The organism is Hallerella porci, from assembly GCF_003148885.1.
Taxonomy (GTDB): domain Bacteria; phylum Fibrobacterota; class Fibrobacteria; order Fibrobacterales; family Fibrobacteraceae; genus Hallerella; species Hallerella porci.
Map to the genome: position 1 here is coordinate 1 of NZ_QGHD01000042.1, position 13,840 is coordinate 13,840.

The window sequence follows — 13,840 nt, forward strand, 5'->3', positions numbered from 1 at the left end:
GCAAAGACAGTCCTACAAGAGAACCTTGAAGAAGGTCCATCGTGACCAGCGTTTCCGCAATCACCCGAAGAACGGCAAGAAGGCTCACAAGGCAGCTCGCAGGCTGAAGACAATCTTCCTCGGCACTTGTATTCGGGTCATTTATACCATTAAAAGGAGCCGTATTCAGCAAGCTTTGTCTATAGCTACTTTTAGCAATTTGGGAAGCAGAATCCATAATCTGCTTCAAATTTGCAACTTCGCTAGAATTTAAAGACAAAAGGTTTATTGCCTGATTATCGTTGATCAAGTTATTAGCTTTAGCAATCCTAACATCATTGTTAGAATCTTCAACAAACAGGGTGCGGATGTTCGTATTTGCCCATTTTTGATAGTCCGAACATGAAACAAATATACTTGCTGCATTTACATCCAACTGGAGCGCTTCCTGATTCCATTCATCAGCCGTAGCATCCATCATAAGTCTCGGCTCAAGTTGCTCAATCTTGCAATCAAAACGATTGTTTTTCTTGAACATTTTGTTCTTTTTAGAATTAGACATAGGAACCCCTTAGGAAATCTGTTTGTTGAAATTTTACTTACAATTATACTTCTATTAGTAATCTCTTACGCAGCGAACATAAAACCAATTATGATGCTTTATTGCTGCGGCATTTTGAGTGACATAGCTATCATTGACAGTAACTCGATACATTTTTTTACCATCCTCTTCTGCAGGAAGAAAAAATGTTGCATTTCCCCAATTTTCTTTGTAGGTTTTCATTTGGAACAATACCGACAGACCTAATAGGTTCGCTCCCGACATATTTACTGGCCACCAGTTTACTTTCGAAGATAAAGCAAGCCCCCCTTCCGACGTGTAATTCTTCCATTCATAGGCATTCATTATATGCCCCCCCCCGGACACAAGCCCTGATGAATTCTAGTGTCTCCACCTACGGTATCCTTCCAAAGCACTGAGTCATACTTAGCTGATAAGCCCATCGCTTCGCTCCAGGTGTATCGCCCCCCCCCCCAGCCGTTGTCGCAGAACCACTCGTCATTCAAGTCACAATACTTTTCCACCTTAGTGTCATCGTGTATTTTTTTACTAGTATCAATCATCTCGCCGTAGTTTAAATTTTGGGCAAATACTTCGATCTTTTCGCCCTCAACAATCATTCCATCTCCATCATGCATGTTTAGGATGACTGTCTTATACGACTGATGGTCACGGGGATCTTCAAATTCTCCATAAGTAGAATATTTCGTTTCAAACAAACTATCCATCACTGGGTATTCTTTGGGTTGGGGATCATAGACGATAGAATCCGTTTTCCAATACCCACCATCACAGTGAACATACACCGTTCGTTTTTCTTGATACAATGTATCAATATCGCCTTCCTTGCAATAATCGGCAACATATGAAGAACTACTATTCGACTTCTCCACCGACGAGCTACTATTCTTATCTTCACTTGAAGAATACTTCATCGAGGAACTGGATTCCTGAGCCTTATCAATCGACGAGGATAAGTCTTCGGCAGTATCAGAGTCTTTTAAACTTGAAGAAGACTCCGCCGTCGCACTTTCGTCCGGTCCATTGCTAGAGGCCGACGAAGAATCGTCACAGCCCCAAAGGCCAATTCCGCTAAACGCGGCCAGAAAAAGTAATGTCTTGAACTTGTTCATAATTTGTACTTCTATTATTAAACTTTCGTGCCGCCCAGATTGTCCGGGTCTATAGAGAGCAGGGCTTGAATATCCGCAGCGCTCAGCGGTGCAGACTGTTGTATTTCAAAATTTTTCTGTGGGTTTATTATCAAGTCCTTGTTTACGGACTTGACTAGTTCGCCGGAATCTTCTGCCACATACAGCCCCGTCTCGGGGTTGCGGACAAATTCTGGATTTGTAGTTTTTTTTTAATAGTGGGTACATGAACAACCATATTCATTACCGGTTAAGTTAAATCTATCCTTTTTTCTTGTTAAGTGGTATACCCTTGTGGTCTAGGCAGCCTGTTTTGACAGCCTATATTCGACCGGGGTCATGTATCCGAGCGAACTGTGGAGTTTTTTGCGGTTGTAGAACAGCTCGATGTACCTGAAAACGGCCTCCCGCACGTCTTCGAGGTCCTTGAAGTCACGCCTGTAGGCCATCGAAAATCACTTCGTGATTTATATTTCTGCGCCTCGGTCATGAGCAAGCAAGCTTGCTCGCGACTCTCGGCTTGTAGATTTTTGCCATTGTTTTACCTTTTGGGGGTTGCGCAATGACCGTGAGCCGAGTGCAGCGTAAACATGCTCGCATGTTTACATTGCCGAGGCGATCTCGCCTTCAAACCGACTTCCACTGAACATATCGCTCATGTCCGTGATGTCCGAAACGTCAATGTCGTTCAGATCGCATTTGATTCCCTCTGTCTGAATGCGGTTTTTGATGATTCTCTTCAGTTCTTCTTTATTTGCGGGTTTGAGCATTGCCTGTTCCTCCTTTAAAAGTAATAAGCCACTAGTTGCGTCAGTATAACTTTTTCCGGTCATTCCAAGCTAAGTGTGGAACGATTTTCTTAAAAATAGCCTTTATCTATGATTCCGAAAGGATTTTTTACAACAGCAAAGGCTCCCGAAAAATGGGAGCCTTTCTTCTATGCTTTCGAAATCCCGAAACTAGTCGCGGAAGAGAACCTTTTTCGTTCCTTTCACCACTTCGCCAACATGGTAGAACGGTTCGTTCTTCGATTTCAGATGGGCTTCCACGTCCGCCAGGTTCGCATCATCGACAAACACGAGCATCCCGATTCCCATATTGAAAGTCGAATACATTTCATCCTTTTCAACACTGCCAGCCTGCTGGATGATTTTGAAAATCGCCGGAACTTCCCAAGAAGTGCGGTCAATGACCACGTCCACATCAGCAGGAAGAATCCGCGGGATGTTTCCCTGGAAACCCGAACCCGTCACATGGACAAGGCCGTCGATTTTTTTAGCATCGGTGAGTTCGATCAGGCTCTTGTAATAGCTGCGGTGCGGCACCGTGAGAGCTTCGCCGATTGTCTTGTCGAGGCCTTCCACGCGAGAATCCACCTTGTAACCCGCCACTTCAAACAGCGCTTTGCGGGCCAACGAATACCCATTGGTATGCAATCCTGTAGAAGGAAGTCCCAAAATCTTGGTGCCCGGATGAATGCGAGAACCGTCGATGATATTTTTGCGTTCGACAACACCGACAATCGTGCCTGAAATATCGTAGTCGCCGATTGCGTACATGCCCGGCATTTCCGCCGTTTCGCCACCGATAAGGACCATATCGTTTTCGCGGCAAGCCTTGGACATGCCTTCCACGATGCCTGTCATCACCTGCGGGTAGAGAGCGCCCATGGCGACGTAATCGAGGAAGAAGAGCGGACGTGCGCCCTGAACGAGAATGTCGTTGCAACAGTGGTTCACAATGTCCTGCCCCGGGAGCGTCGGGGTGTTCATTTCGATATCGACCTTGAGCTTGGTTCCAACGCCATCGACAGAGCTGACCAGAACCGGATCTTTCAGGTCCAAATGGTTCAGGGTGAAGAGTCCGCCAAAATTGCCGACATCGCCCAAAACGCCCGCATTGAACGTAGAACGAACCGACTTTTTCACGCCGACCATGGCTTCGTCTGCACGAGAAAGGGAAACACCAGCGTCTGCATAATTCATACGATTTTTCCTTTGTGTTTGTTTTATTGATTTTTTTGCTGGAGCTGCTTTTCATCGATATTGCGCAAGGCATCCAGAATTAAACTCGTCGTATCGGCCTGTTGATTGATGTTTACAGCGTCCGGCATCAGATGCGTGTCCAATTTGAACAGAGCCGAGTCGTCCCAAGAAAGCATCTTTTCCAAAGCGTCCGGCCCGGTCAAGCGTCCGCATTTCGCACAGCAAATCCGACCGTCCCTAAAGGCGATAAAGCCCGAAACGCCTTCGCATTCCAAAAGCACCGTTCCCGTAATGCGGCTTTTTTCCAACGTCTGGGCAAAATCGATAAAAGGCAAAACATGTGCGCTCGCCAAAAGAGATAGGCTTTCAAATTCGTCCAAGGCCTGATTTTTTGCCCGCAAGCGATCCGCCGCAATTTTATACAGGCAGACGACAATGCTCGGATTTTTTTTCCAAGAACTTGATGAACGCTTCCCGCGGGAGGTGCAGCACCGTGCAATCCTCGGCAGCAATCACCGTATTGTTGATTGGCTCGTTGCAAAGAATCGATATTTCCCCAAAGCAAGCGCCCGTTTCCAACTAGGCGATGACATTGTAGCTGCCGTCCGCAAACATCCGACCGCAAATCTGGGCGCGACCGCTCTGCAACACGCAAAACGTTTCTCCCATTTCTCCACCGACAATAATCGCTTCTCCCGCTTCGTATTCCCGAATTTGGGAATTCAACAAGAAAAAATCGGCGGATTCACGCGGAATCTGCTGAAGGAACGGTTTCTCCATTTCATAAGACGCCGAGATCCAATCACCAATACCAGAACGACCAATCATATCAAATTAAATATTAGAAAGTTTACGATACCATTTGGAAGAGATCCCCGGAAAAAGAGCTGGATGTAGAATTTTCGCCACGTCCAGCAGCAAGGAATCCGGCTTTACCACCGCACTTTCGTAGTAATCCAACCCGCCCGCAGGCCCTTTTCGCAAATCATAACCGTAAATTTCACCGGATTTCCACACGGGAAAAAGCCGAATCCGCTCCTCGTTTGCGCTGATTTCGTCGAGAGTCGCGTATCCGCCCGCATTGATCCACACATCCGCTTTTTGCACATCGATTAAAGCCCTTTCAAAAGGCAGAGAAAGCGTTTCTAAAGCCGAGTCCGACCGCCAAAGATAGATCCCTCCCGCATCCCGGATAAGCGCGGCCATAAAGCTGTTTCCCGAAGAAGCGAGCCAGCTTCCCGAAGACGGCGTTCCCGTGAAAACAACGGGCCTTTCCGAGTCTTTCAACAAATCCAGCCGGCCTTTAATCGCCAAATATTTTTTTTCGCTTTGAGAAAAAAGGGAATCCGCCAGAGCTTCGCGACCGGTCAGAACGCCAAAGAACTTTATCCATTCCGCTTTGCCGAGCGGATGTTTTTCCCGCCATTCCGAAGTCAATACGACCGGCATCTTTAACTGCGAAAGCTTGGGGTACGCATCGTGAATTGTCTCGCCTGTCGAAAATGCAAAAATGGCATCGGAGCGCAGCCCGTATATTTTTTCGGGAGAAAGTTCCACGCCTTCACCGACTTCGCTCACCCGCAAAGAGTCCACTCGACGGTAAAAGGCCGAATCCGCAATGTATTTTTTGGAATCCACGCCGACAATCCGCTCCGGCACCTTCAATGCGGAAAGGTATCCAAGATAGGTCGAAGAAAGTATCGTCATCCGTTCAACAGGAAGCGCAAGACGCGGAAACTCCGCCAAATCCGGCGGCACATTCGACGGAGAAAGAGAATCCCGCAAGAGCCAGCGCAAAGGAGGCATTTTTCCGTTTCGCACCCACAGGAACCGAAAACCGCCGCAGGAATCCACTCCAAAATTCGCCGCATAAGAAAGAGACAAAGCGGCACTTTCTGCATAGGCTCGATTTTTCGCATCAGCCCGTCTTTCTTCCGGCAAGCCCCAAACCCATATGACGACGGCCATTACCAAGAAAAAAAGCCCAATCAGCGTTATCCGTCTCATTTTCATGCGCCAAACATATCAAAATCCAGAAAGGGCTTTGCCTTTTCCGATTAAAATTCCTAGAAAAATATCTCCATGTAAAATTTTTAAGCTGTTTTAAGCAACATGAAAAACAGAAAGATTTCCCTTACCCTTTTTGTCGCAACTCTTTGTGCGATAACGTCTTTCGTATTTGCCGAACCCGAAGAGGGCTTTTATGAAAAGCACGGCATCCGCGGATTCATTTCCATTAACGCGGACTACCGGGGAATGCGCAGTGCCTATGCGAATTATCTGAACAAAATTCTGTTCAGCAAAAATTTCGGGCATCTAGAAACATATCAAGTCGAAGACGACACCTCGACCGTCACCGTTTTTGAAAAGGACGGTTCGATTTCCCAATACGAGCATTTCAACGATTACTATCTCGGTCTGCACGTGGAAGTCGGTGCGCAATACCACCAGTTCCTGACCTGGTTCGACATCAACTTCATGCCCACCCAAGTTTCCGAAAAACCGGCGAGCAAAAACAGCAGCGGCCACGATCTTTACGATATCAAATGGTTCTCTTACGGCATCGACTGGATGTTCGGCTGAAAGCTCTTCGGTGAAAGCACCATCATCAATTTGATTCCCTCCGTCGGCTTCGGCATCAACCTGTTGAACATCCACCTCGGTTCCAACTACGCCTTCAAAACCGAAGACGGCGATACCGTAACCGTGCGCAATCGCTATTACAGCGTGTTCTCGCCCACCATCAACACCCAACTCGAACTGCGAGTCGATTTGGACCCGTTCTCCATCGGTGCTTATGCGGGCTACCGCGTTATCCGCTTCAACGAATTTGACGTGGAAGGCTATCTTCTCGGCGAACCGGACAACAACGGCGACACCTGGTTTATGGGCGTCAAGCTAACCTGGACATTCCTTTCGGAAAACCAGAAGAAACTCCGCGACAAGCTGTAGCTTTTCCCCTAGGCGACAAAAATAAATCTCGAGTCAGCACATCTCTGCTGGCTCTATTTTTTTCCATCACCCGTTCCATCGGAATGTAATAAGTCGATTCCCGGCGCAAATCCTTGTCCGTATGCCAATGGACCTCGCGGTTCTGATTGCAATAGGTAAAGTTCCAGCCCAAAAGAAGAGTGGGGACATTCATTCGGGCAAGCCGTTCGGGAAGGCCCGCAAACTGGCCCTGCGTACTGGCAAGAATCAAGGCGTCCAGCTGCTTGTATTGCGCATAAAGTAACACGTCTTCTTTCAGAGCCATGTTGGGGCACAGGTTTTTCACATAATTCACTTCGGCAAAATGAACGCCAAAACCGGCTTTGGCAAGCTCCCCCGAAAAGAACATCATTCCGCGATGACGAAAATCGTTGTCCTCTTCGGGATTGCGATAGGGATGATAATAATGCGACATCATTTCAATGGAACGCCCCGCCCAAAAATAACGACTTGCCTGGGCAGCCGCCCAATTTTTAAGTCCCGATAAATTGATACCGTTGCATTCCGGGACTTGATTGCGGTAGTATTCATTGACTTTGCGCAAAGTAAAGCCATCGACAAAAAAACCGACTTTAAATGCGTTTGATTCCGCGGATTGATTCATAAGGGTTCTCCTCTAAAAGAGGAACCCCTATGGGATTAACGTTTTTCACGGCGATTTGTTCACCATGAAATAAAATTTTACGAAAGGCAAGCTAAAACGGGCTTTGACGAGTCGTCCTTCAAATAATTGCCCATCCCAGTATTTGTTAGGTTTATGACGAAAAAAATGTTTGAAATTTACAAGGCTTTGTGGATATTCGAGGACGCCCTGCCACCTACAATTTCAAAAGAGCCATGAGGACTTTTTGTTCCCTATTTTGGATTTGCTTATTTCCGTCTGAGTTTTTCCGTCCAAAGAAAAGCGGATTCCGATTTGCATAATTTTTAGGGAAAGATATAAAAAAATGGAGCAAGGTATCAGCACCGTCCGTCGAATTTTTCCAAGCGTTTTATATTTTTAAATTTTGAAGACAAAAATAACGCAACGAAAAACAACCTAAAAAGCATTGACAACGAAAAAAAATCGTATTATTTTTTTTTTTGATGTGTTTAAAATTTGCAAACCCGTTCTATTGTTTTTAATTGCATTATCGTTATGTAAAGCCGAATTTGCGCCAAATTCGGATGCTGGGATGGTTTCTATTTCTATGGATGGGGAAAGCCTGCAAAATTTGCTATCGGTTTATGAAAATTCCGGATATCATGATTTCGGCACAACAGATATGTTGGAAAATGTAAAGGAAATTAAGAGTGTAAATGAGTATTATTTCTACAACTTTAAGATGGATTTGAGCGACGATGATTTGAAATTTAGCATGGATGGGACATTGGATGCGAATGCGAGAGTTGTATCGCATGGAATCCCTTTTCATCCTCACGTAAAAACTAAAGGAATAGACGGTTCCGCAAATGCGTTTTTTAAAGATTTTGGAATTTCGGAAGACGGAAACGTACATCTGAATGTATGTATTTCCGATGTTAATGCCGATATATCGGATATTTCTTATGGAAAAGGATATATCATTGATAAATTTATATATAAAATGTGGGGAGATGCAGATGAACAAATTAATTCAAAAGCTCAAGCTGCAATAGATAATGCCGTGACTTCTTTTGCAAATGCTAATAGTTGCCTAGACCTTACCAACCACATAGCCATCAGCTACCCGGAGTTTCTCTCTCCTATAGGGATTCAGCATTCGGGGACGAAAGTTTCCGATAATAAAATTATGGCCTATGGCTGCCCTGTTGCCAAAACCAAGATAGGCGATGCCGTCGTCATCGGAGACGGCCCTTGCGAAACGGTCGCTTATAATATTGCCGTATATACAGCAGATGATGTGGGGAATGCGGGGACGGAATCTAAAATAAGCGTTTCCTTGTGCGGAGATGACGCTTTCGGCGGCAGACGGTGCATCAACGGTGCGCTAAACGACTGGACGAAAAAGGGTCAAATTTCCCATTTGCTTTTAGAAAGTTCCGCACTCTTGGTGGATAATTTGTCATTGTCCTTGACCAGCGATAATTCGGGGAGCAAACCCGGTTGGTATGTGGATTCCGTTTCCGTGGACATGACGGTTCCCAATAATAGCTCATTCCATTATTGGTTTCCAATACACCGTTGGATAGGCGGCTCCAATAGGCCTACGTCTTTTACATTTCATCAAGCGGACAATCCTCAAATTTATACATTCACCGTAAAGACAGGAAGTGGCTCCCGATTTGAAGCGTCGGGAACGGATTCGCATATTTTAGCGGACGCCTGCGATGTAAACGGTAAATGCCTGACATTTTTGCTGGACAAGGACGACCATGACGATTTTGAAAAAGGCGGCACCTCCACATACTCGATTGTCACGAACGAAAAATTGGCGAATTTGAAAAGCCTGACGTTGCATAATGTTTATGACGGAAGTGGCCCAGGCTGGTATGTGCAGGATGTCATGTACAGCCACTATTCCTTTCCTGAAAGTAAAGGCCATTCCTTAAAGGACGGCCAGGGGTTTATGTTCCGGCAATGGCTTGCCGAGGGGGAAAATCAAGGAGCTTATTATACAACGGACCGTTGGAATTATCCAGTCCAAACCTCCGATGAATTTTACCTTTATCCGGTAAATGCCGATCCGATTTTGTTCATTTGCGATATTTCTGCAACACGCTATGTAAATGACAATTTTGGCTATAATGTTAGGATAAAGACCAAAAGCGGCGGGGCTTCGGGAACGGACGCCGATATTACATTGACTTTAGAGGGGTGTTCAGGGGAAACGGAATCTTTTGATTTGAATGATGATAAGGACAACTTTGAAAAAGGAAAAGAGGACCATTTTTTACTTTCGGGTATAAAGGATTTAAAGGGCATAAAAAAAATCAAATTACATAATGACGGTTCGGGCGATGGAGCCGGATGGTCTCCGGAATCTTTGTTTGTCGTTCCTGTTGTTTATGGCGGAATATATGGAATGCCATACAATGAGGAATATAAATATGAGTTTACCAACAGCCTGAATAAAAACGATGGCTGGGATTGGGAATCGGAAGAGCTGGCGTGCCCAGATTTGGTCCCTCAGTTTATACCATATGTTTATGAAGTCCGTCCGGGAGATCACTTGAATATTTTGGGAAAAAATTTAAAACAGGCGCAAAGCATCAAGATTGTTTTGGATAAAGATATTTTTCCTATTTCTGTCGACAGTCGGAGTGCCGCTTTTTATGTCCCAGAAGACACTCCTTTGGGCGAATACAATCTTGGTTCTGTTCTTATTGATGGTGTGGTTCAGCAGGTGTTTGTTCATGTTCGGGGTGAAAAACCTGTTCTGAACGGCATCGCCGTCACCCAGGCAAAGCCTGGCGACGCATTTGAAGTGTCTATGCGCAATATAGATACGACTTCCCTCTTCTATTTGGAAAACTATCCACTTCAAATTTTGGCCTTGTCTAAAAAAGGTGTCTATTTGCAAATCCCGAAAAATATGGAAAAGGGAATTTACAAACTCCGAACTCTATCGAATGGCTGGGACATCACCTATGGCACTTCCATAGAAATTGTAAAATCCTTTGTTCCGCATATTTCTGGCATTTCGGACTCCATTGTTTACTCCGGTCAAATCATTGAAATTTTCGGAAAAAATTTTGGAGATTCAATTAATGCTATAGAAGTGAAATTTGGTAAAAAAACGGGTGGAATCCGAGCTGTTGAAAACGAAAGGATTCAAGTACGAATTCCTTATGGCGTGTCGGGCGATAGCATTTTGGTAAGGGTGTCTCGTGAGGGAATTTGGGCGAGAGAAATCATCAAAATAAAAATTCAGAGCTTGCCTTGGTTTATGACTTTTGACGATGTAGAAAATTCTTGGACTAGTGGAAACGCGAGCCTTTCTTTGGATAGTGCTGTGAAATATGGCAACGTCGGATATTCTTTGAAAATACATGGTTCGGGCTATATGCCGATTATTTCGCCTGTATTTAATACATACGAGTTGGGAGCGTTCTCCGACACTCTCCTTCTGGATGTTTGGATTCCGGAAAATCAGGCGAATCCTTATTGGTGGGGAGATGTTCAAATGAGCGTGAACATCCCTGCTGCGGGACTTTATAATGCCTGGATTGGGCAAAAGCCATTGACAGGCCTGCATTCCGGGTGGAATACGCTTACTTTTGCATTGAATCCGACGATATACTCTGCCTTTGCCGGCGATTATCCAAATGCGACGATTTCTGTTATATTGAATGTGAATGAAAATACGGATGATTTCCGCATAGACAATCTGCGATTTGGCGGTGATATCAAAATTCGTAGGACGGAACATATCGAGGCCAGTCCCGTATTGAATGTGTATGCCGTGGATTTCATGTCTTTCGATAATATCAACGACTGGTCGTCTAGCGGCACGGAACTTCTTTTTGTGGATTCTCCCAAAATGCAAGGTCTAGGCGCAACAGGCATCATGGCGTCCGGTTATACGGAAATAGAAAGTCGCCGCTTTTTACTTTCTGAATTGCAATATGTTTCCGATGTCATTTCTCTGGATGTCTATGTGCCGAATCCTCAGCCGAACGATTATTGGGTAGGCAATTTAGGAATGGGGCTTCGGTGTTTTGATTCTGGAATTTCTATGTATCTGGGAAATGTGGATTTGACACATTTGTTCCGCGAGGAATTCAACAATGTGCGGTTCACGTTGCCGCCGGATGCGCTACAGGCGTTGAAATCCGACGCAGGGGAATGTAGTTTTTCCGTATATCTGAATGTGAATAACGGTGCTGGACTTTTCCTGTTGGATAATATGGGCTTTGTCAAAAAAATTGAAGTGGCGGGCAGGTAGAACGTGAAACGGATTTTGTGCATACTCTTGATTTATTCCCATTTTCTTTTCGGGGCGGATTATTTCAAACCGGAAAGGATTTCTCTTCCGATCAAAATGCAAACTTTGGTCGGAGAAACGGCGATAAACAACGTACTGATGTCCTATTTTTCGGGATCGCATGAAATTGCCGTTGTAATATTGGGAACCTCGTTTTGACCGTAAATAATGTGGGAATAGACATTCGCGGGAAAGACGATGTCGTCTTTGGTTACGACTTGGTGCTCGCTTCGGATTTCCAATCGGAATTGTCCAATATCACTGGAGGGGTGATTAAAGGCGAAATGCCGATTCGGGGAACCTTTTCGCTGCAGGAATTAAAAGATGCCTACGTTGTCGTGATGGATTTAAGCGAAGTAGTTGGCAAAATTTTGGAACAATATCACATAACAAATTCCCCGATTGTTTCTTCGCTGAAGTCGTTCTTTTCTCCGTCCAAAGGAATGGTCGAGCTTTGGCGTCAGAAATACAGCACGCTTTTGGACGCTTACGTGAACAAATTGGAAAAAAATTTGGACTTGGCGATTGTAGAAAAGGAATTGGCTTTATCCATCGGAGAAATCGAGGACAATATCTCCCTTGATTTGAAGTTGCGGCTGGAATCGGAGAGACAGTATTTTTGGATTGACGGTTTGGTTAAAAATTCTGATGTGCTAAATATTTGTTCTAATAAAGATTTTAAACTTTTAAAAAGCACCTTCCAAATCATGCCAAATCATTCACTAGCTCCTATTGTAGAGAGATGTAAGGGTGAAAATAATGATTATCAGCAATGCTTTGACTTGCGTAATCTGTGCAAAGAAGATCTCTACAGGATTACGCATTCTATCAATGCTAATGACTTTACAATAGGAGTAACAGTAAGAACAAAACAAGGCGGAATTGTTACAGTTGATGGAGAGGTGAGGTGACGCTGTGCTAAAATGGATGCTTTTATTCTTGCTTCTTTTCTGCTCATTTGGCTTTTCCCAAGAAAATGATCCTTTAGGAAAAAACAATGTGGATAGTTTGGCAATTTATTATGACTTGATCGCAGAAGAAAATTACGATTCCCATTATGGTCCCAATGTCGCCGGGATGATTGTTGGAGGATTTTTGATTGGCTCAGGAACATTTTTTTTGAGTGTGGCCATTAATGACGTTTCAAAAAATGATTTTGCGTCGGCAATTTCGGTAGGCTTCTTTTCTGCAATTTCTATTCCATTTTATCTAGTTGGTCTTCCTGTTTTTTTATACAACACGTATAAATTTGTCGTGCGCAAAGGCCATGCGAACCGGCGCGACGAATACATCGATACCCTCAAGCGTTACAAGGAACGGCGAGAAAATTCCGTGCAATGGACAATCGTTCCTTCGGTGAATCTGGCGAATGCGGGCGGCAGGCTGAATTTGCTCGTGGCGTTTTGAGGTATGGAATGATGCGGAATAAACGGATGCTGTTGTTTTTGTTGTGGAGTCTGTTTTGGGGATTTGCCAATGCGGAGGAAACCACTTTGGCGAATGGGGAGTTTCCTTTGAAACAGGGTGAAGAGCTTTCGACTGGCGGGGTGGATGACAGCCTATCCATCTATAACGCTTTAATTGTTGAAGAAAGTTTGAATGCCGACTATCGTTCGAATGTGACCGGCATGATTTTCGGAGGCGTTTATGTCGGGCTTGGATCTGGCTTGCTTGCGGGAGGGATTGGCCTGCTTAACTCTTTTGGCGACGAGAGCTTTTACCGTTTACTTGGTGTAACATTTATCGTCGTTGCTATTCCTTTTTATTTGGTCGGTGTTCCTATCCTGATTTCCAACATCGATGAGTATAGGGATTGCAAAGGCCATGCGAACCGGCGAGACGAGTATATCGATGCGCTCAAGCGTTACAAGGAACGGCGTGAAAATTCCGTGCAATGGACAATCGTTCCGTCAGTGAATCTGGCGAATGTTGGCGGCGGGCTGAATTTGCTCGTGGCGTTTTGAAAGGAAAAAAATTTTAGCTGTAGCGAATGTTTGAAATTCGCAAGGATTTATAGACATTCATGAAAACCTTGCAAAACTTCTAAACTTAAAAATCAAGAACCATCTCTGCAAGCCACCTTATTTTCAACGATTGAAGAAATAATTGATTCCAAGACAAAAAATCCAAAGACCAGATCTATTCGATCAAAGAAAAAGTAGCTAGTAGTTAGTCGTCCCTTAAAATCCCGCCCAGCCCGCATAACTATTGGGAAAAACTGATTTCTACCCTGTGAAAATATTGCAAGGTTTTCTAAAATATGAT

General features: G+C 44.6%; 19 protein-coding genes. 6 read left to right on the forward strand and 13 right to left on the reverse strand.

Annotation, left to right across the window (positions count from 1 at the left end; translation table 11 throughout):
• The 11 genes from B0H50_RS13525 to B0H50_RS12340 all read right to left on the reverse strand — a co-directional run.
• The coding region (locus tag B0H50_RS13525) for an LEPR-XLL domain-containing protein (protein WP_146193764.1) at positions 1-541 on the reverse strand (541 nt) is incomplete at its 3' end.
• Between the two features lie 54 nt (positions 542-595).
• Positions 596-886 (reverse strand): hypothetical protein, encoded by a 291-nt coding sequence (locus tag B0H50_RS12310; protein ID WP_109587858.1) that lies wholly within the window; start codon positions 884-886, stop codon positions 596-598.
• Complete coding sequence (locus B0H50_RS12315) at positions 886-1,674, reverse strand: fibrobacter succinogenes major paralogous domain-containing protein (RefSeq protein WP_109587859.1); 789 nt, start codon at positions 1,672-1,674, stop codon at positions 886-888. The genes B0H50_RS12310 and B0H50_RS12315 overlap by 1 nt, the downstream gene beginning before the upstream one ends.
• Positions 1,675-1,691: 17 nt before the next feature.
• Positions 1,692-1,853, reverse strand: a complete 162-nt coding sequence (locus B0H50_RS13395; protein ID WP_158275926.1) for a hypothetical protein — start codon at positions 1,851-1,853, stop codon at positions 1,692-1,694.
• Between the two features lie 138 nt (positions 1,854-1,991).
• The gene (locus B0H50_RS12320; protein WP_269843939.1) at positions 1,992-2,141 is read right to left on the reverse strand and encodes an IS3 family transposase; all 150 of its coding nucleotides are present in this window, start codon (positions 2,139-2,141) and stop codon (positions 1,992-1,994) included.
• Between the two features lie 153 nt (positions 2,142-2,294).
• Positions 2,295-2,462: a hypothetical protein gene (locus B0H50_RS12325; RefSeq protein ID WP_233126448.1), complete on the reverse strand. Its 168-nt coding sequence runs from the start codon at positions 2,460-2,462 to the stop codon at positions 2,295-2,297.
• Between the two features lie 189 nt (positions 2,463-2,651).
• Complete coding sequence (gene purM / locus B0H50_RS12330) at positions 2,652-3,677, reverse strand: phosphoribosylformylglycinamidine cyclo-ligase (protein WP_109587860.1); 1,026 nt, start codon at positions 3,675-3,677, stop codon at positions 2,652-2,654.
• 23 nt (positions 3,678-3,700) lie between these two features.
• Positions 3,701-4,057, reverse strand: coding sequence for a DUF4388 domain-containing protein (locus tag B0H50_RS13735; RefSeq protein WP_233244817.1), 357 nt, complete (start codon positions 4,055-4,057; stop codon positions 3,701-3,703).
• Between the two features lie 37 nt (positions 4,058-4,094).
• On the reverse strand, positions 4,095-4,193 hold the full coding sequence (locus tag B0H50_RS13740; protein WP_233244822.1) for a cyclic nucleotide-binding domain-containing protein: 99 nt from the start codon (positions 4,191-4,193) through the stop codon (positions 4,095-4,097).
• A gap of 63 nt (positions 4,194-4,256) precedes the next feature.
• A complete protein-coding gene (locus B0H50_RS13745; RefSeq protein WP_233244818.1) occupies positions 4,257-4,505 on the reverse strand; it encodes a cyclic nucleotide-binding domain-containing protein in 249 nt (82 codons plus the stop codon).
• A 6-nt stretch (positions 4,506-4,511) separates the two neighbouring features.
• A complete protein-coding gene (locus tag B0H50_RS12340) occupies positions 4,512-5,645 on the reverse strand; it encodes an ABC transporter substrate-binding protein (protein WP_158275927.1) in 1,134 nt (377 codons plus the stop codon).
• A gap of 144 nt (positions 5,646-5,789) precedes the next feature.
• On the opposite strand from B0H50_RS12340, the gene B0H50_RS13200 reads away from it, so the two are divergent.
• Together B0H50_RS13200 and B0H50_RS13205 are read left to right on the forward strand one after the other, a co-directional pair.
• Positions 5,790-6,260, forward strand: a complete 471-nt coding sequence (locus tag B0H50_RS13200) for a hypothetical protein (RefSeq protein ID WP_106200113.1) — start codon at positions 5,790-5,792, stop codon at positions 6,258-6,260.
• 30 nt (positions 6,261-6,290) lie between these two features.
• Positions 6,291-6,629, forward strand: coding sequence for a hypothetical protein (locus B0H50_RS13205; protein ID WP_146193765.1), 339 nt, complete (start codon positions 6,291-6,293; stop codon positions 6,627-6,629).
• Here the strand turns inward: B0H50_RS13205 and B0H50_RS12355 are convergent.
• Positions 6,571-7,272: an NYN domain-containing protein gene (locus B0H50_RS12355; protein WP_106200111.1), complete on the reverse strand. Its 702-nt coding sequence runs from the start codon at positions 7,270-7,272 to the stop codon at positions 6,571-6,573. The two genes, B0H50_RS13205 and B0H50_RS12355, sit on opposite strands and share 59 nt — an antisense overlap.
• Before the next feature lie 511 nt (positions 7,273-7,783).
• Between B0H50_RS12355 and B0H50_RS12360 the strand changes: the two genes are divergently transcribed.
• From B0H50_RS12360 to B0H50_RS12375, 4 genes are all read left to right on the forward strand, one after another.
• Positions 7,784-11,536: a PLAT/LH2 domain-containing protein gene (locus tag B0H50_RS12360; RefSeq protein WP_146193766.1), complete on the forward strand. Its 3,753-nt coding sequence runs from the start codon at positions 7,784-7,786 to the stop codon at positions 11,534-11,536.
• Between the two features lie 194 nt (positions 11,537-11,730).
• Positions 11,731-12,486 (forward strand): hypothetical protein, encoded by a 756-nt coding sequence (locus B0H50_RS12365; RefSeq protein WP_109587865.1) that lies wholly within the window; start codon positions 11,731-11,733, stop codon positions 12,484-12,486.
• Positions 12,487-12,574: 88 nt separating this feature from the next.
• Positions 12,575-12,982: a hypothetical protein gene (locus B0H50_RS12370; protein WP_146193767.1), complete on the forward strand. Its 408-nt coding sequence runs from the start codon at positions 12,575-12,577 to the stop codon at positions 12,980-12,982.
• Positions 12,913-13,539, forward strand: a complete 627-nt coding sequence (locus B0H50_RS12375; protein ID WP_146193768.1) for a hypothetical protein — start codon at positions 12,913-12,915, stop codon at positions 13,537-13,539. Before B0H50_RS12370 ends, B0H50_RS12375 begins: the two co-directional genes overlap by 70 nt.
• A gap of 92 nt (positions 13,540-13,631) precedes the next feature.
• Here B0H50_RS12375 and B0H50_RS13750 read toward each other — a convergent pair.
• On the reverse strand, positions 13,632-13,840 hold a 209-nt coding region (locus tag B0H50_RS13750; RefSeq protein WP_233244820.1), incomplete at its 5' end, for a hypothetical protein.